Genomic DNA, 17606 nt, shown 5'->3' on the forward strand with positions numbered 1-17606 from the left:
ATCTGTACCGGGCCGTCGACAGCCGGGGCCGCACTGTCGATTTTTATCTCTCCTCCCGTCGTAACAGCAAAGCTGCATACCGGTTTCTGGGTAAAATCCTCAACAACGTGAAGAAGTGGCAGATCCCGCGATTCATCAACACGGATAAAGCGCCCGCCTATGGTCGCGCGCTTGCTCTGCTCAAACGCGAAGGCCGGTGCCCGTCTGACGTTGAACACCGACAGATTAAGTACCGGAACAACGTGATTGAATGCGATCATGGCAAACTGAAACGGATAATCGGCGCCACGCTGGGATTTAAATCCATGAAGACGGCTTACGCCACCATCAAAGGTATTGAGGTGATGCGTGCACTACGCAAAGGCCAGGCCTCAGCATTTTATTATGGTGATCCCCTGGGCGAAATGCGCCTGGTAAGCAGAGTTTTTGAAATGTAAGGCCTTTGAATAAGACAAAAGGCTGCCTCATCGCTAACTTTGCAACAGTGCCAGTTTTATTACGAACGTGTTTTGGGTGGACAACGGAAAACATATTTCATCGAAAGACCAAAAAAAGAAAAAACACTTCCTGTTGTGATGAGTGAAGAAGAAACCATTCGGGTACTACGCGCTATTGAAAACGTGAAACACAAGGCTATTCTGATGACTATTTATTCGGCAGGTTTGCGCATTTCTGAATGTATAAACCTGAAAATAAAAGACATTGACTCCAAGCGCATGCAAATTCGTATAGAACAGTCAAAAGGAAAAAGAGATCGTTATACCATTTTATCTGAGAAAACATTAATTATTTTAAGAACATACTTTATGGAATATAAACCAAAAGATTATTTATTTGAAGGTCAAAAAGGTGGCGCATACTCAAGCCGAAGTATTCAAAACATTTTTAAAGCAGCTGTTTTAAAAGCAAAGATTCAAAAGGAAGTTACTGTACATACCTTACGACATAGCTTTGCAACGCATTTGCTTGAGAATGGTACGAGTTTACGTTATATTCAATCGTTGTTAGGTCATTCAAGCAGTAAAACAACTGAGGTTTATACACATATTACCACCAAGGGAATGGAACAATTAAAAAGTCCGATGGATTTGTTAGATATATAGAAAGGATTTGTATATTTGAGCAAAACTTAACAAAAAGCACTATGAATATAAATCCTTTTGAGAGAGTAGAAACGAACGGTAAACGGTTGAAAACGGATTTGTCACTGATAATGAAAGGTTTAGCAAAATAAGATATAGTGGATATATACGCCATTTGGCGTATAGCCACTTGTTATGTGCCATTTTTGAATGACAATGCGAATAGATACGGACAAACAAATGAATTTACTTAGTGATAAGAACGTTGCAATAATTGGTGGTGGACCCGTTGGACTGACTATGGCAAAATTATTACAGCAAAACGGCATAGACGTTTCAGTTTACGAAAGAGACAACGACCGAGAGGCAAGAATTTTTGGTGGAACCCTTGACCTACACAAAGGTTCAGGTCAGGAAGCAATGAAAAAAGCGGGATTGTTACAAACTTATTATGACTTAGCCTTACCAATGGGTGTAAATATTGCTGATGAAAAAGGCAATATTTTATCCACAAAAAATGTAAAGCCCGAAAATCGATTTGACAATCCTGAAATAAACAGAAATGACTTAAGGGCTATCTTGTTGAATAGTTTAGAAAACGACACGGTTATTTGGGATAGAAAACTTGTTATGCTTGAACCTGGTAAGAAGAAGTGGACACTAACTTTTGAGAATAAACCGAGTGAAACAGCAGATTTGGTTATTCTTGCCAATGGTGGAATGTCGAAAATAAGGAGCTTTGTTACCGACACGCAAGTTGAAGAAACCGGTACTTTCAACATCCAAGCTGATATTCTTCAACCGGAAATAAACTGTCCCGGATTTTTTCAGCTATGCAACGGCAACCGATTAATGGCGGGACATCAGGGCATTTTATTGTTTGCCAATCCCAATAATAATGGTGCATTGTATTTAGGAATTAGTTTTAAAACGCCCGATGAATGGAAAAATAAAATTCCCTTAGATTTTCAGGACAGAAACAGCGTTGCCGATTTTTTATTGAAAAGATTTTCCAAATGGAGTGAAGTTTACAAACAATTAATACGTTCGGTATCAACATTTCAATGCTTGCCCACAAGGAAATTTCCTTTGAACAATGATTGGAAAAGTAACCGTCCATTACCCATAACAATGATTGGCGATGCTGCTCATTTGATGTCGCCTTTTGCAGGACAGGGTGTAAATACGGGATTATTGGATGCTTTGATATTGTCTGAAAACCTTACAAACGGAGAATTTACAAGTATTGAAAATGCCATCGAAAACTACGAACAACAAATGTTTGTTTATGCAAAAGATACGCAGGACGAATCGACAGAAAACGAAACCGAAATGTTTAGTCCCAATTTTTCGTTTCAAAAATTATTGAATCTATAAACAGTAAGAAAAAACGGCTACTAACAAGCAGTTTTGCAATAGTGGGGCAGAAGTGCAAAATTGAACTTGTGTGCTTCTATCAACTTTTGTACATTAGCTGCCAGTTTAAGATGGGTGCATTTGAGTATGCCCAAAGGAGCCCGCAAGTATGCGCAGGACGAAGCCAGTAGCCGCGCCGATGGTGGCGCGGGTCTATCTGCGCGTCAGCACCGACGCGCAGGACTTGGAACGCCAAGAGGCGATCACTACGGCCGCGAAGGCCGCCGGCTACTACGTCGCCGGCATCTACCGTGAGAAGGCATCCGGCGCACGCGCCGACCGGCCTGAGCTGCTGCGCATGATCGGCGACCTACAGCCCGGCGAGGTGGTCATTGCCGAGAAGATCGACCGCATCAGCCGCCTACCTTTGCCCGAGGCCGAGCGCCTGGTGGCCTCGATACAGGCCAAAGGCGCACGCCTGGCCGTCCCTGGCGTGGTCGATCTATCCGACCTGGCGGCCGAGGCCCAGGGCGTCGCCAAGATCGTGCTGGAAGCCGTGCAGATCATGCTTTTTCGCCTGGCCTTGCAGATGGCCCGCGACGACTACGAGGACAGGCGCGAACGCCAGCGCCAAGGCATTGAGTTGGCCCGCCAGGCCGGGCGGTACAAGGGCCGCCGTGCTGATCCGAAGCGCCGCGCCCAAGTTGTCGCGCTGCGCAAGTCCGGCTACAGCATCAACAAGACCGCCGAGCTGGCCGGGTACAGTGCGGCCCAGGTGAAACGGATATGGGCCGAGGTCAGCCAGGCCGAAGCGAAGCAGCACGGCGCGTTCGTGGAGGACGCATTGACGGAAGCCGATGCCCTGGCCGCTGTCGGCCAGGATGAGCGCCAGGAGGAAAGGGCATGAAGAAGCCGAACCAAGACGACGAGCCGTTTTTCATCACCGAGGAGATTGCGGCCGAAATGATCGCCGGCGGCTATGAGTTCGAGCTGCCGCCCATTCCTTGCACCATCCGCCTACGCGACGTGCTGGAGCGCATGACCGATGCTGAGCTAGCATTGCAGCCGGGCGAGATCGCCGACCAGGAGCGTGAACGCTGCCGGCGCAAGCCGTGTTCAACCTCATGATCTGGTCATGGTATTTTTCATGGCACTGAGCCTGATAGTTCTTGCAAATTGTTGTCACTAAAGGGTTTTGTGTGCTTGTTTACAATCGAGTGGGAGTGACGGGCACTGGCTGGCAATGTCTAGCAACGGCAGGCATTTCGGCTGAGGGTAAAAGAACTTTCCGCTAAGCGATAGACTGTATGTAAACACAGTATTGCAAGGACGCGGAACATGCCTCATGTGGCGGCCAGGACGGCCAGCCGGGATCGGGATACTGGTCGTTACCAGAGCCACCGACCCGAGCAAACCCTTCTCTATCAGATCGTTGACGAGTATTACCCGGCATTCGCTGCGCTTATGGCAGAGCAGGGAAAGGAATTGCCGGGCTATGTGCAACGGGAATTTGAAGAATTTCTCCAATGCGGGCGGCTGGAGCATGGCTTTCTACGGGTTCGCTGCGAGTCTTGCCACGCCGAGCACCTGGTCGCTTTCAGCTGTAAGCGTCGCGGTTTCTGCCCGAGCTGTGGGGCGCGGCGGATGGCCGAAAGTGCCGCCTTGCTGGTTGATGAAGTACTGCCTGAACAACCCATGCGTCAGTGGGTGTTGAGCTTCCCGTTTCAGCTGCGTTTCCTGTTTGCCAGCCGGCCCGAGATCATGGGGTGGGTGCTGGGCATCGTTTACCGCGTCATTGCCACGCACCTGGTCAAGAAAGCGGGCCATACCCACCAAGTGGCCAAGACGGGCGCGGTCACCCTGATCCAGCGTTTTGGATCGGCGCTCAATCTGAATGTTCACTTCCACATGCTGTTTCTCGACGGTGTGTATGTCGAGCAATCCCACGGCTCAGCGCGTTTCCGCTGGGTCAAGGCGCCGACCAGCCCAGAGCTCACCCAGCTGACGCACACCATCGCCCACCGGGTGGGTCGCTATCTGGAACGGCAAGGCCTGCTGGAACGGGATGTCGAAAACAGCTATCTGGCCTCGGATGCGGTGGATGACGACCCGATGACACCCCTGCTGGGGCACTCGATCACTTACCGTATCGCTGTCGGTTCACAGGCGGGGCGAAAGGTGTTCACTTTGCAAACTCTGCCGACCAGTGGTGATCCGTTCGGTGACGGGATTGGCAAGGTAGCCGGGTCCAGCCTGCACGCCGGCGTGGCGGCCAGGGCCGATGAACGCAAGAAGCTCGAACGGCTGTGCCGGTACATCAGCCGCCCGGCGGTATCCGAGAAGCGGCTGTCGTTAACACGAGGCGGCAACGTGCGCTACCAGCTCAAGACGCCGTACCGGGACGGCACCACGCACGTCATTTTCGAACCATTGGATTTCATTGCAAGGCTGGCCGCCCTGGTACCGAAGCCCAGAGTCAACCTAACCCGCTTCCACGGGGTGTTCGCACCCAACAGTCGGCACCGGGCGTTGGTCACGCCGGCAAAACGGGGCAGGGGCAACAAGGTCAGGGTGGCTGATGAACCGGCAACACCAGCACAACGGCGAGCGTCGATGACATGGGCGCAACGGCTCAAGCGTGTTTTCAATATCGACATCGAGACCTGCAGCGGCTGCGGCGGCGCCATGAAAGTCATCGCCTGCATTGAAGACCCTATAGTGATCAAGCAGATCCTTGATCACCTGAAGCACAAAGCCGAAACCAGCGGGACCAGGGCGTTACCCGAAAGCCGGGCGCCACCGGCTGAGCTGCTCCTGGGTCTGTTTGACTGACGAGCCTGAAGGCCAACGATACCAATCAAAATGCTGCGTTCACAGCGCCGCGGCAGGGATCCGCCGTGCTGGTTGTCGGAAAAGGAGCCGCTAGTGGGAAAGAGGAGGGTAAATTTTCAGCGTTGCTGGCTCCCCGTCAGCCGGATTGGGTTGCATCGCAGGGGTGTCGAAAGAGTCAACTGCGGTCCAAAGCTGTTGGACTTGGGTGAAAAGGGCGTTTATTCTTCCTATACGTGAACCGCATCCTACGGAATGAGTAACCCTTGCCCTATTGTGAGTAGAACGTCGTATAATTCAAACGAAAGCAGTTAATAGGTATGAAATATCACAGCACAAAAGAGCGACAGGACATGTTTAGATGATGTTATTATAAAATAATAACATCATGGATGAATAAAAAATAATTTTCTATCTTTACAACTATGTTATACTTCTATGATAAGGCTATGATGGCAAAGCCTTGGTTTTCCTAATCAAATAGTCGCCGAGATGGCTTCAATGCGACAGTAGGTCTACTGTCTCACAATTAATTCATGTATCAGATTTTTGTTCCCTGATGGGAAGTGTTATCCATACGAAAAGAATATGGGTAAAGTGTTACACCTGTATATGACATTCAGAATGTCCTGTCGGGGGAACTGGTACCAATTTAATAAAAGAAAACAGTATAGAAATGACAATCGAAGATATGCAAACATTAGCCCTAGAGCATGGGCTGAGAATTTCGGAAGAGATGAGCGTCAATGAGATGGGCATCGACTTTAGAGTTGCCTTTGTAAAGGAAGTAAACGGTGAGAACTGGGTACTCCGTATACCTCGAAGAAGCGATATGCTTGAACAAATCGAAAATGAAAGTAGAATATTGGATTTAGCCAAAAGAAACCTGTCGATCAATGTCCCTGATTGGAAAATTGTATCGGAGCGCCTAATAGCCTACCCTTTACTGGAGGATGCGCCTGCTCTGACATTCGATGCGATAACACATGAGGTTTCTTGGAACATAGATCGCGATAGCATAGCTTATGTGGAGTCTCTGGCAAAATCATTGGCCGAATTACATCGTATTACAGCTGACGATGTGAGAAAGAGCAACTTGAAAATAATGACTCCAAGTGAATTGAGGACCGAAATAGCTGACCGTATCCACTTGGTGAAATCTGAGATAGGTATCAGCGAGCCGTTGGAAAACAGATACCGTAGATGGTTGGACAATGACCCTTTGTGGCCTGAATTCACTTGTTTCATCCATGGCGATCTCTATGCAGGGCATGTCTTAACCTCGAAGGAAGGTAAGACCTCTGGTATCATAGATTGGTCTACTGCGCATATGGGTGATCCTGCACTGGACTTTTCTGGTCACGTATCGGTTTTTGGAGAGGATAGCCTGAAGAGTTTGATAACGGAGTATGCTAAACAAGGCGGAACGATATGGGATAGGCTCTACGAACAATCTATAGAGAGGGCTGCTGCAGCTCCATTAGCATATGGCGCTTTTGCGGTAGAGTGCAACGACGATAATCATATCAATGCCGCCAGAGCAGCCTTAGGTATTGTTCAATAAAATGATGTGAGGATACTTTTTTAAATGCTAAAATAGGAGTTCGATTGGTGCCACTTAAGAGTATCATTGATTTCTATTTTAGCCAGTATCCTCCACTTTTAGGAGCTCCTCGAAACTCGATTTTATGATCATCTCTTAAGATTTTGAGCCACCGCTCTACTATCTTGACAGGAACTAATAGCTCGTTTACTAAAAATGGTGCACGCTTTCCTGGATTAGTTCTTATCTGATTAAATAGTAGATTTACTCCCTCACTTACTCCCTCATTAGATTCGAAAAGTAGCTTTGATGAGACAATAACTCGAAAACCGTGCTGGAAATTTTCAAAGACAGGGGGACGCAGACCATAGGATGCGAAGCCTTCTTGGATTCGTTTGATGCCTGACCCATATTTTTCAATAAAATGCGCTTCTTTGAACGTGGCAGATATCCTTTTATTGCGCGCCCATGGCGAGTAATCTTCACGAAGAAGCTGATCAATCGTTAAGTTATCAGCTAAACCACCTGGATTGAAAAACTCTATGGAATTGTAATACACCCTGATTATGGAATCGGCAAATTAATTTGGACTTGGGTGAAAAGGGCGTTTATTCTTCCTATTACGTTGTCGGCAGCGGGCCAAAAAGGAATACGTCCATGCCCATCGAGGTGAAACCGGCTGTGAGCGCGGGTTCAAGCATATAGCCCGACAGGCGCGTATCCTTGCCGATCACGACACGATGGCGGTGGTCACCGCGACGAAAGACACGGCCAGCCGCCATGCCGACGCGCAAGGCGGTTTCCGCCGTCATCGCGCCTTCGTTGGCTTTGCCACGAATACCGTCTGTGCCGAAATATTTGCGCACCATAAGGTCGATTATCCTGTCGTCGGGTCGCCCTCAAAGGGGACATGCCTGCTGAACCGCGAATATAGAGAAATATCCCGAATGTGCAGTTAACGAATTCTTGCGGTTTCTTTCAGCGCCGCCAATACCGCCAGCCCGTCGCGCAAGGGGCGCGGCTCGTGTGTGCGGATGAAGTCAGCTCCACCTGCGGCGGCGGCAAGCTCTGCAGCGAGTGTCGCGGCCCCGACATCCCCCGGACCACGGCCTGTGAGCGCGCGCAGAAAGGATTTGCGCGAAACAGACAGAAGCACCGGCAAATCGAAGCGCAGCCGCAATTCATCGAACCGCGCCAGCACCGAGAGCGAGGTTTCGGGAGCAGCCCCCAGAAAAAACCCCATGCCGGGATCAAGGACAAGGCGGTTGCGTTTGATACCGGCACCCGTCAGCGCCGCGATGCGCGCGTCAAAGAACGCCGCAATGTGATCCATGATGTCGCCAGCGGGTGCCTCGCGCCGATCTGCCTGCCCGTCTTGCACCGAATGCATAACGACGAGTTTGGCAGATGATTTCGCCAATTGCGGATAGAACGCAGCGTCTGGAAAACCGCGAATATCATTGAGATAGGCCACACCACGCGACAAGGCATAGGCTTGCGTCGCGGGTTGATAACTGTCGAGCGAGACGGGAATGCCATCTGCCTTGAGCGCGTCCAGCACCGGCGCGATACGCGCGATTTCTGTGTCGGACGAAACAGGCGCGGCGTCGGGATTGCTGGATGCCGGACCGAGGTCGATCACATCTGCCCCCTCGGCCATCAGCTTACGCGCCTGCGCAATGGCTGCGTCTGGCGCCAGATACCGGCCTCCATCGGAGAAACTGTCCGAGGTTATGTTGACGATGCCGAAAATGATGAGCGATTTATTCATGGGGGCTTCTATAATAATAATAATCGAGCATGAGTCTCATACGGATGCTCGGGTCGAAAGGGAATCCCCAGGCGAGTAACCTGTTTGCGGTGATCCATTAGCTGCAGGAGCAGAATAGCATACATCTGGAAGCAAAGCCAGGAAAGCGGCCTATGGAGCTGTGCGGCAGCGCTCAGTAGGCAATTTTTCAAAATATTGTTAAGCCTTTTCTGAGCATGGTATTTTTCATGGTATTACCAATTAGCAGGAAAATAAGCCATTGAATATAAAAGATAAAAATGTCTTGTTTACAATAGAGTGGGATATGTGGAGTCGATTAGTCCAATTTCTCGGTCAAAGCCCAAGGCCTTTTCGGCATTAACCAAGAGTCTGCTTAAGCACAATTTTCTGGTGGGTAATCATAACTTTTGCCTCATTTGTGATGGATTGATCTATCTTGATTCTACTGAATCGGATCATCGGATTGCCAAAGCCGTAGGTGGGCAAGGTGTTCTAGAGAATGGTCTGCTGGTTCATCCCATCTGTAATAGGATGAAATCAGATCTGAGCCTGGAAGAGATTAGAGCGGATTTGTTTGGTGAATTACTGTATTAATCAACAGAGCGATGAGCTCATTTTTGCAGAAGTATCAATGATTAATCACATGATTTAACTTTTGATACATTCAGCCAATATGGTTATTTTTAATTCAGTCCAGAATCACAACCAGAAACTAGCTGTAGTTTCTGAATGACCGTCAAGGTCCTTAGTTTCGCCCATAGATTCCCTCTGTGGGCTTTTTTTGATCAAAAATTGTATAGATGCTCTAAAATAAACCTTTTAGCATTTCATAAGCAATTAGGATTAAGGCTGAGACCATCAGCACAACAAAAATGAGTTCCACTCTAGTTAACAACTTAGTTCCATTTACTTTTCACTTAATTTATATAGCAGTTAACTCGTAGCATAAATGACATAACATGACATGGAAAATAATCAAAAAGACAGAATTTGGATTTTGATCAGATCTGCATGTTTACATGCTTCTACAGCAGCTTTGAATGTTTCACTTAACCTTTAAACTTTTCTTAAAACTAAATATATTTACATATACATTCTAAAATTTGATAGAATTTATTAAAACTTTAGATTCTAAGTGTAAATAATGAGAAGCGCTAATATTCGACGTGATGGCTACTTAAAATTTCTGAATACATGGCAAGACCGTGATGTCATTAAAGTGCTTTCGGGTGTACGTCGCTCTGGAAAATCCACCTTATTGGCGATGTTTCAACAAGACCTAAAAGCACAGGGCGTACAAGCCGAAAACATCATTGCCATCAACTTCGAATTTATGGAATTTGAAGAACTCACCGATTACCGTAAACTACATGATTATGTATTATCCAAAGTTGATAAAAGTAAAAAAAACTATGTTTTTTTAGATGAAATTCAACATGTTACAAATTTTGAGAAAGTAGTCGACTCTTTATATGTTCGGGATTATATCGATTTATATATTACAGGCTCAAATGCATTCTTTCTAAGTGGAGAACTTGCGACTTTACTTACAGGACGCTATATAGAGCAACATGTTTTACCCCTTTCATTCCAAGAATTTAAACAGTGGCATATTGAAAATAATCCGATCATCCAACAATTATCAAATCGTGATTTGTATGCCATGTATACGCGCAGTAGTTTCCCTTATACGCTTGCCATGACTAGCCAGCAGGAAACTTATGATTACTTGCAAGCGGTCTATGCCAGTGTAATGTTTAAAGATGTTATTCCACGTTTGAATACTGCCGATATTAACTCTCTCGAGCGTGTCACAAGATATTTGGCAAGCGTGACAGGCTCAGCTATTTCCATCAATAAAATTAAAAATACCTTTGTTTCAAGTGGGGTTAAAATTTCATTTGAAACAGTAAAACGCTATATTCAGGGCTTACAGGACAGTTTGTTATTTTATAGTGCCGCACAATTTAAAGTACGCGGGCGTGAGTTATTACAATCCTCTGAAAAATACTATTTAGTTGATGTCGGATTGCGCCGGATTATGTTGCCTGATGCTAATGCTGATCAAGGTCATATCTTAGAAAATGTGATTTATCTTGAGCTTGTCAGACGAGGTTATACGGTCTATGTAGGGCGGGTTGATGAATATGAAATTGATTTTGTTGCTGTCGATACTTTACAGAATTTAACTTATTATCAGGTGGCATTAGAAACGCTCAATGAGGAGACACTCAGCCGAGAGTTACGTCCATTACAGAAAATTTCTGATTCGTATCCCAAGTATTTGCTTACATTAGACACGATAGGGACTGAAGCGAATTATAATGGTATTGTAAAAATGAGTGCTCTCGATTGGTTGCTATCTGAAAATAAGTAAAGTTGAGGGTAGACATGGATACTATTATTTATTAATTAAAACTCAAAGACTTTTCAGCATTAACCAAGAGTGTGATCAAGCATAATTTCTGCTCCAATTGTGATGGATCGATTTACCTCGACTCGATTGAGTCAGACTATCATGATTGAGCCAGAGTCGCTTACTGAAAGTAGCGAGAATTGCGCTGGAGTTTCTGAAGGATATTAATTCCTTAGTTTGCCCATTCATCCATCTGGGCATTTTTTTTTTGATTAAAATACAATGCGGTTCTTGCTAAAAAATGACGGCACCCACCATAAAACACAATATTCCAAAAATAATCCAAGGCCATATCTTTGCCTTCGGTTGTTCTAAATTCTGAGGATTATATTCCGTGTGTTCTAGCGATGTCGGTTGTGGAACACGGGTCTTTTTAGAGTAAGGTTGGTGTTTAGAGTAAGATAGTCCCGTACCTGGAATGCCGACACTGGTTCGCGTACCTTTTTTCCCAATATTTAGAGAAGCACCAGGTTTGCCAATGCTGGCACTGCTGATGCCTTTATGGGTCAGATTAATTTTAAAACCCGGGAATAATTTAATACTTTTACGAAATCTAAAACCCATATTTCTCTCATTCTAAAACTTAGCTCAATTCACGCGCTATACCAGGATCCATGATCTGCTAGAGATCGTACTTTGACGGCTATCATCAGGATACTAGTATATTTTTTATCTGATGATTGCAATACTACCTTTAAATACCGTCAAAAATATTTACTGTATATTTGCTGTAGGGTAATCTTAAAGCTGCTATTTATTGACTGATTGGTATATGACGACAGATAAGCATGAAGTGCTTCTTCGAATGCGAGCCATCGAGTTGCTTGCTTACTGGGAAGGTCGTTTGGTTACCAATCGTTTGATGAGCTGGTTTGGGCTCAGTCGACAGCAGGCTTCTGCGGATATCAAGCGTTACAATACGCTGTATAACCCCGATGCCTTGATTCATGACCCCTCCGTCAAGGGTTATGTGCCTAAGGCCAGCTTCCAGCCTGTACTGACTACAGCGCATATCAATGAATATCTCAATATGCTCTCGGGCTTGGTCAGTGAATCGCATGCCCTTATTGCGATGCCAGAACCGAATCTTACAGCAGTTCAATTACCTGATCGCAGTGTACGTCCTGAAGTGATTCGGGAAGTTTTGCGTGCCTGCCGCAACCAAAGTACTTTAAAAATGATTTATGCCTCGATGCAGAATCCGCAGTGGCATGAACGCATCATTTCCCCACACACCCTGGTGTATACCGGTTTTCGCTGGCATGTCCGTGCCTATTGCCATCAGAGCAAGCAGTTTAAGGACTTTTTACTCTCCAGAATTGATCGCACACCTGTTGTGATGGCGATTGAGTCAGTAGGCCCTGCTCAGGATCAGCAATGGCATGAAGAAATTGTACTGACGCTGATCCCTAATCCAAAATTGAACTCATCACAACAAGCGCTGGTCGAAAAAGACTTCGGCATGCCTGATGGCAGATTACAGATTCCGGTGAAAAAAGCCCTGGCTCACTATACTTTGCAGCGATATCAGGCCGCGATCACGCTGGCTGAGGCGGATGATGCCTTGAAATATCCCTTGGTACTACAACGCTCAGATATCGAAAAGCTGTCGTCTTACCTGTTTGATCAGGCGTCATAGGAGATTGGCTATGTTAGAACAATTTCATTATGACAGTGACCTGATTGGCGGTTCCCTGATGGTGCGTGAAAGCCGGCTGATCGCGGATCTGTTATTACGAGAAGCGACTCCAGAACAATGGCATCAGGCCATTCAGATTGACAATATTCTGCAAAAAAGAACGCCTGCTTCAGCCCAACGTAACGCCACTGCCATTCGTAAGCGTCTTGAGCGCTTAGAGCCTGATTTCTGGAAAGCTTTGCGGGATGGGGATGATGAGCTGGCGACTCAGGTGGCTTTTTGTGGGGCACTGGAACGCAACCTGTTGCTGCTTGAGTTTATGGAAACGGTGATGAGGGATGCCTATATCTCCCAGGCGCAATACTTGGACAGTTATATCTGGTCAGATTTTTTGGATGAACGCTCACAACGTGATCCGGATATCTGTGATTGGAAAGAGTCCAGCAAGAAAAAAATGGGGCAGGTGGTGTTTCGCATGCTGGCAGAAGCCGGTTATTTAAAAAGTACCCGTAAGCTGGAGTTGCAGCGCGTGATCGTCAGAGCAGAGCTGCGTAGCCTGTTGGAAGAACATTATAAACAACGCATTAAAAGATCTATGGAAGTGTCGGTATGGACGCGTTAGTTGTAGAGGGGCAGCAATGAGTCAAACAATACATGAGCGTCTGAACCAGATTCCAGAGCGAATACTTTCAACCGAGTTTCTCACTGGACAAGGATTGGGCAATGAAATTGGCTTCTGGATTTTTGATTATGCACCTGAAGATGAGTTGAAGGTGCGCGAATATCTGCATTTTCTAGACGGGATGCTGGAGAAAAAACACAGTCAGCTGAAGGTGGTGAATATCAACCTGCTGCAAGCCGTGGTGGATTATCTGTCTGAGCGTAACTTCATCGATAAAGCCATTCAAATGCAAAAAGCCAAAGGCGATGAGGCGCTGCTCAAAGCGCTGAAAGGCCCACTGCATATGGATAAGTTCGCGCCCTATCTGGTGAGTAAATATGCCACCAATGCACAAGATATTGTGTTGATGACTGGGGTAGGGTCGGTTTGGCCACTGTTACGTGCCCATCACTTATTGAACAGTTTGCATTCGTTACTGGGGCATAAGCCAGTGGTGCTGTTTTACCCAGGTTATTACGACGGTCAAGCGATGAGTTTATTTGGAAAAATTCCAAGCAATAATTACTACAGAGCATTCAGATTAGTGCCTTAACACGGCAAATAGAAATAAGAATTCGGGGGAATGGATTGAGATGAACATTAAAGAACTTTTTTATAAGCCATTAGATCGTGCGATTAACGGGGTCGTAAAAGCAGACCAGAATGACAATACTACGGTTTATCAGGAACTCGATGAGTATGTGGTCACCAATGAACTGGAAAAGCATTTTCGGGACTTTTTCCAGTCTTATGGCACAGACCTGAGCGATCCTTCGATTGCCAACCGTGTCGGCGTATGGATTTCAGGCTTCTTTGGTTCAGGTAAATCACATTTCCTGAAAACCTTGTCGTATATTCTGGCCAATAAAGTGGTACGTGATGCGCAAGGTAACGAGCGTAGCGCCGCAGAATTCTTTGATGAAACTAAAATCCGCGATGCATTTATCCGTGCCGATATTGGCAAGGCCGTTAGCCATCATGCCGATGTCATCCTGTTTAACATTGACAGTAAAGCCAGTTCCAATGACGATGGCAATCCGATCCTGAATGTGTTTTTACGTGTGTTTAACGAGTATCAGGGTTTTAGTGCTGACCATCCACATATTGCCCATATGGAACGTCACCTGAGCCAGAAAGGGGTGTATGAACGCTTTAAACAGGCGTTTGAGGAATCCAGCGGCATGTCTTGGCTAGAAGAACGTGACGGATATCAGTTCTATCAGGATGATGTCGAAACTGCGATTTCTCAGGCACTGAATCTATCAGCAGAAGCTGCACACAAGTGGTTTGAGGATTCTGAGCAGACCTTTAGTGTTTCGGTTGAAAACTTCTGTCAGTGGGTGAAAGAATACCTGGACAGCAAAGGACCCCAGCAACGCATGTTGTTCTTGGTCGATGAAGTGGGGCAGTTTATTGGCAGCGATACCCGCTTGATGCTGACATTGCAAACCATTACTGAAAACCTGGGTACGATCTGTAAAGGCCGCGCTTGGATTATCGTCACCTCACAGGCAGACATCGATGCTGTTTTAGGTGAGATGTCTTCTTCCAAAGCCAATGACTTCTCCAAGATTGCTGGTCGTTTTAAAACCCGGTTATCACTGTCCAGTTCCAATACCGATGAAGTCATCCAGAAACGTTTATTACGTAAAACCCCAGAAGCAGAAGCATTGCTCAGATCAGTGTTTGAGCAAAAGGGCGATATCTTAAAAAATCAGATTACCTTTGACCGTTCAGGCCCAACCCTAAAGAACTATGAGGGGCCAGACAGCTTTATCCATAACTATCCTTTTGCGCCGTACCATTTTCAGCTGGTACAAAAAGTATTTGAAGAAATCCGTAAGGTCGGTGCGACCGGTGCACACCTGGCCTATGGTGAACGGTCCATGTTGGATGCGTTCCAGATGGCCGCGAATGCGATTGCTACAGATGAAGTCGGTGCCCTGGTTCCTTTCCACCGCTTCTATACTTCAGTGGAAGGATTTCTGGATACAGCAGTGAAGCGTACCATCGACCAGGCAGGGCAGAATAAGACCCTGGATGGTTTTGATGTGCAGATGCTGCGTACCCTGTTCATGATCCGCTATGTCGATATCATCAAAGGTACGCTGGATAACCTGGTGACTTTGTCGATTGAGAAAATTGATGAAGATAAGCTGGCATTGCGCAAGCGGATTGAAGAGAGCCTGCAGCGTCTGGAAAAAGAGAGCCTGATTACTAGGAATGGTGATGAGTTCCTGTTCCTAACCAATGAAGAGCGGGATATTACCCGAAAAATTAAAGCCACAGACTTAGCGGCTTCAGAAGAAAATAAAGAGTTAGCCAACCTGATCTTTAAAGATTTACTGCGCGATCAGAACAAATACCGCCATCAAGCCAACAAGATGGACTATCAGATTGGTCGTTTTCTGGATGGTCATAGCCTGGATGGCAAGTATGAGAGCGATTTGAAAGTTGAAATCATTTCTCCGCTGGATACGGAATACAACCTCTATACTGAAGCTTACTGTATTGGTAAAAGTACTCAGGCCGAAGGACAAGTCCTGTTTAAACTGGCAGACGATAAACAGTTCTTTAATGAACTGCGCACCTGGCTGAAAACCAATAAATTTATTCGGTTAAATGATGATGGCACTCAGTCCGATATCACCCGTATCCTGGCAGACCGTGGCCGTGAGAACCAGGAGCGTAAAAAACGCCTGCGTGTCCGGGTCGAAGAAATGTTGCTGGACGCGGAAAGTTATGCCTTGGGTCAACATCTACAACTTTCATCTTCAAGTCCAACCACCAAGCTGGATGAGGCTTGTCGTTATTTGCTGGAAAACACTTATACCAAACTGAGCTATCTGCAGGTCTATCAGCAGGATGCCTGGCGTGAACTGAACGCCGTCTTGACTGTGGATGATATGGCGCAGCTCGGATTGTCTCTGGATGGCGGTCAGAGCAATCCCAAAGCCCTACAGGAAGTGGAGCAGTACATTGCACTACGGGCCACCGGTACAGAGCGTATTCTGGTGTCAGATGTGGTGGATCGTTTTGCCAAACGTCCTTATGGCTGGCCAGATGCCGAGATTTTACTGTTGGTGGGTCAGCTGGCTGCGATGGGGCGGATTTCACTACAGTTAAATGGCGGCAGCTTACAGTTAAAAGATGCCTTTGAGCCTTTACAAAACAGCCGCCGTCGCCGTGATGTGTCGATCATTAAAAAACGCCAGACTGATGATCAGGTATTGAAACAGGCACGCCAACTCACCCAAGAACTGTTCTCGGCGATGGGACCAGCGACTGAGAAAGAGCTATTTGAATTCTATTTGCAGCATCTTAAGACTTGGTTAGCCAACTTTAAGTCGTATAAGAGTAAAACTGATGTTGGGCAGTTCCCGGGTAAGAAAGTGATTGAAAAGTCTATTCTGACTTTGGAACGTCTGCTGGCGAATAGCGACAGCTTCGATTTCTTTAAGGCCGTGGTCGAGAACAAGGACGACTATCTGGATCTGGAAGAAGATTATCGTGATATTCATGAATTCTTCAGCAACCAGATGCCAAGCTGGCAACAACTGCAACAGGCCTTACGTCATTTTGAGAAAAACAAACAGGCGCTGGGCAGTGATGAGGTGGCAAAAAAAGCCCTCTCTGAATTACATCGCATTTCCACCCTTGAATCGCCCTATGGTCTGTTAAATAAAGTGGCTGATTTGGTTCGTACAGTGGAAAGCGTCAATGAGCAATTGTTGACTGAGAAGCGCAATCAGGCGATAGAACACATTGATGACAAGATCAAACAGTTAGAAGCCGAGATTAAAAACAGTGGTATTGCCACCGCTGAGCTGAGTAACAAGCTATTACGCCCACTACAACTGCTGAAAACGGATATTGAAGTGGAAACTAGCCTGTCCACCATCTATATGTTGCAAACTCAAACCAGCGTCGAGCGTTTTGATGAAGCCTTGTATGAGTTGGAAAGCGAAGTTCAGGCGGAAATCCAGCGTCAGGCCAAAGCGGCACAACTGGCTCAGAGCAAAGCCGAGAGTGTGGCGAGTTCAGCAACTACAGCCAGCCCAGTTACATCAACACCTGCTGCGAGTCCGGTACAGTCTGTGACAGCCGTAGTGCCACCGAAACCTGTTGTCGAAGTTGATGTCGCCAGCATTTACAGCAAAAGCTCAAGTAGTGTCTATCTGGAAACAGAAGAATCAGTGGATCAGTTTGTAGACGCACTCAAAGCTGAACTGAAAAAAATCGTGAGTGATAAAAAGCGTGTGCGTATCCGCTAACTCGGGTTAGGGATATCGGCATCAGTCATTAATTA

The 17606-nt window shown here is 46.4% G+C and carries 15 protein-coding genes and 2 pseudogenes; 13 read left to right on the top strand and 4 right to left on the bottom strand.

The window, feature by feature from the left end:
- From FTU17_RS12130 to mph, 7 genes and pseudogenes are all read left to right on the top strand, one after another.
- A pseudogene (locus FTU17_RS12130) lies at positions 1–437 on the top strand (IS6-like element IS26 family transposase); the annotation flags it as partial.
- A gap of 72 nt (positions 438–509) precedes the next feature.
- Entirely contained in the window at positions 510–1103 is a 594-nt protein-coding gene (locus tag FTU17_RS12135; protein ID WP_205779272.1) for a tyrosine-type recombinase/integrase, read from the top strand.
- A 189-nt stretch (positions 1104–1292) separates the two neighbouring features.
- The gene (locus tag FTU17_RS12140; protein WP_024160783.1) at positions 1293–2459 is read left to right on the top strand and encodes a tetracycline-inactivating monooxygenase Tet(X3); all 1167 of its coding nucleotides are present in this window, start codon (positions 1293–1295) and stop codon (positions 2457–2459) included.
- 148 nt (positions 2460–2607) lie between these two features.
- Positions 2608–3345 carry a recombinase family protein gene (locus FTU17_RS12145; protein WP_001366550.1) on the top strand — a complete coding sequence of 246 codons (738 nt, stop codon included), beginning with the start codon at positions 2608–2610 and terminating at the stop codon, positions 3343–3345.
- The gene (locus FTU17_RS12150) at positions 3342–3566 is read left to right on the top strand and encodes a hypothetical protein (protein ID WP_000743213.1); all 225 of its coding nucleotides are present in this window, start codon (positions 3342–3344) and stop codon (positions 3564–3566) included. Before FTU17_RS12145 ends, FTU17_RS12150 begins: the two co-directional genes overlap by 4 nt.
- Positions 3567–3776: 210 nt before the next feature.
- Positions 3777–5270, top strand: coding sequence for an IS91-like element ISVsa3 family transposase (locus FTU17_RS12155; RefSeq protein WP_001120888.1), 1494 nt, complete (start codon positions 3777–3779; stop codon positions 5268–5270).
- 673 nt (positions 5271–5943) lie between these two features.
- Positions 5944–6831 carry an Mph(E)/Mph(G) family macrolide 2'-phosphotransferase gene (gene mph / locus FTU17_RS12165; protein ID WP_071830579.1) on the top strand — a complete coding sequence of 296 codons (888 nt, stop codon included), beginning with the start codon at positions 5944–5946 and terminating at the stop codon, positions 6829–6831.
- 73 nt (positions 6832–6904) lie between these two features.
- Here mph and FTU17_RS12170 read toward each other — a convergent pair whose 3' ends face one another.
- The 3 genes from FTU17_RS12170 to sul2 all read right to left on the bottom strand — a co-directional run bounded on the left by FTU17_RS12170 (position 6905) and on the right by sul2 (position 8581).
- Complete coding sequence (locus FTU17_RS12170; protein ID WP_071830580.1) at positions 6905–7369, bottom strand: ATP-binding protein; 465 nt, start codon at positions 7367–7369, stop codon at positions 6905–6907.
- A gap of 61 nt (positions 7370–7430) precedes the next feature.
- Positions 7431–7679, bottom strand: coding sequence for a phosphoglucosamine mutase (locus tag FTU17_RS12175; protein ID WP_071830581.1), 249 nt, complete (start codon positions 7677–7679; stop codon positions 7431–7433).
- 86 nt (positions 7680–7765) lie between these two features.
- Positions 7766–8581, bottom strand: a complete 816-nt coding sequence (gene sul2, locus FTU17_RS12180) for a sulfonamide-resistant dihydropteroate synthase Sul2 (protein ID WP_001043260.1) — start codon at positions 8579–8581, stop codon at positions 7766–7768.
- 282 nt (positions 8582–8863) lie between these two features.
- On the opposite strand from sul2, the pseudogene FTU17_RS12185 reads away from it, so the two are divergent.
- Positions 8864–9175 (top strand): annotated as a pseudogene (locus FTU17_RS12185) (HNH endonuclease signature motif containing protein); the annotation flags it as partial.
- A gap of 550 nt (positions 9176–9725) precedes the next feature.
- On the top strand, positions 9726–10958 hold the full coding sequence (locus FTU17_RS12190; RefSeq protein WP_160255372.1) for an ATP-binding protein: 1233 nt from the start codon (positions 9726–9728) through the stop codon (positions 10956–10958).
- A 273-nt stretch (positions 10959–11231) separates the two neighbouring features.
- Here FTU17_RS12190 and FTU17_RS12195 read toward each other — a convergent pair whose 3' ends face one another.
- A complete protein-coding gene (locus FTU17_RS12195; RefSeq protein WP_005403805.1) occupies positions 11232–11561 on the bottom strand; it encodes a DUF4236 domain-containing protein in 330 nt (109 codons plus the stop codon).
- 208 nt (positions 11562–11769) lie between these two features.
- On the opposite strand from FTU17_RS12195, the gene FTU17_RS12200 reads away from it, so the two are divergent.
- From FTU17_RS12200 to brxC, 4 genes are read left to right on the top strand one after another with little or no spacing between them, the layout of a single operon-like run.
- Positions 11770–12636 carry a WYL domain-containing protein gene (locus FTU17_RS12200; RefSeq protein WP_180004198.1) on the top strand — a complete coding sequence of 289 codons (867 nt, stop codon included), beginning with the start codon at positions 11770–11772 and terminating at the stop codon, positions 12634–12636.
- A gap of 10 nt (positions 12637–12646) precedes the next feature.
- A complete protein-coding gene (locus FTU17_RS12205; RefSeq protein ID WP_121523422.1) occupies positions 12647–13258 on the top strand; it encodes a DUF1819 family protein in 612 nt (203 codons plus the stop codon).
- A gap of 16 nt (positions 13259–13274) precedes the next feature.
- The gene (locus FTU17_RS12210; protein ID WP_086355031.1) at positions 13275–13850 is read left to right on the top strand and encodes a DUF1788 domain-containing protein; all 576 of its coding nucleotides are present in this window, start codon (positions 13275–13277) and stop codon (positions 13848–13850) included.
- A 40-nt stretch (positions 13851–13890) separates the two neighbouring features.
- Positions 13891–17571 carry a BREX system P-loop protein BrxC gene (gene brxC, locus FTU17_RS12215; protein ID WP_180004195.1) on the top strand — a complete coding sequence of 1227 codons (3681 nt, stop codon included), beginning with the start codon at positions 13891–13893 and terminating at the stop codon, positions 17569–17571.
- Positions 17572–17606: the final 35 nt, after the last annotated feature.

This window comes from Acinetobacter sp. YH12070, assembly GCF_013419625.1.
Taxonomy (GTDB): domain Bacteria; phylum Pseudomonadota; class Gammaproteobacteria; order Pseudomonadales; family Moraxellaceae; genus Acinetobacter; species Acinetobacter amyesii.

Bases quoted from the DNA above. Each gene is read 5' to 3' on its own strand.
- FTU17_RS12195 (WP_005403805.1), bottom strand. From the start codon at position 11,561: ATGGGTTTTAGATTTCGTAAAAGTATTAAATTATTCCCGGGTTTTAAA.
- FTU17_RS12150 (WP_000743213.1), top strand. From the start codon at position 3,342: ATGAAGAAGCCGAACCAAGACGACGAGCCGTTTTTCATCACCGAGGAG.
- FTU17_RS12145 (WP_001366550.1), top strand. From the start codon at position 2,608: ATGCGCAGGACGAAGCCAGTAGCCGCGCCGATGGTGGCGCGGGTCTAT.
- FTU17_RS12200 (WP_180004198.1), top strand. From the start codon at position 11,770: ATGACGACAGATAAGCATGAAGTGCTTCTTCGAATGCGAGCCATCGAG.
- brxC (WP_180004195.1), top strand. From the start codon at position 13,891: ATGAACATTAAAGAACTTTTTTATAAGCCATTAGATCGTGCGATTAAC.
- FTU17_RS12155 (WP_001120888.1), top strand. From the start codon at position 3,777: ATGCCTCATGTGGCGGCCAGGACGGCCAGCCGGGATCGGGATACTGGT.
- FTU17_RS12190 (WP_160255372.1), top strand. From the start codon at position 9,726: ATGAGAAGCGCTAATATTCGACGTGATGGCTACTTAAAATTTCTGAAT.
- FTU17_RS12140 (WP_024160783.1), top strand. From the start codon at position 1,293: ATGACAATGCGAATAGATACGGACAAACAAATGAATTTACTTAGTGAT.
- mph (WP_071830579.1), top strand. From the start codon at position 5,944: ATGACAATCGAAGATATGCAAACATTAGCCCTAGAGCATGGGCTGAGA.
- FTU17_RS12175 (WP_071830581.1), bottom strand. From the start codon at position 7,679: ATGGTGCGCAAATATTTCGGCACAGACGGTATTCGTGGCAAAGCCAAC.
- FTU17_RS12210 (WP_086355031.1), top strand. From the start codon at position 13,275: ATGAGTCAAACAATACATGAGCGTCTGAACCAGATTCCAGAGCGAATA.
- FTU17_RS12205 (WP_121523422.1), top strand. From the start codon at position 12,647: ATGTTAGAACAATTTCATTATGACAGTGACCTGATTGGCGGTTCCCTG.
- sul2 (WP_001043260.1), bottom strand. From the start codon at position 8,581: ATGAATAAATCGCTCATCATTTTCGGCATCGTCAACATAACCTCGGAC.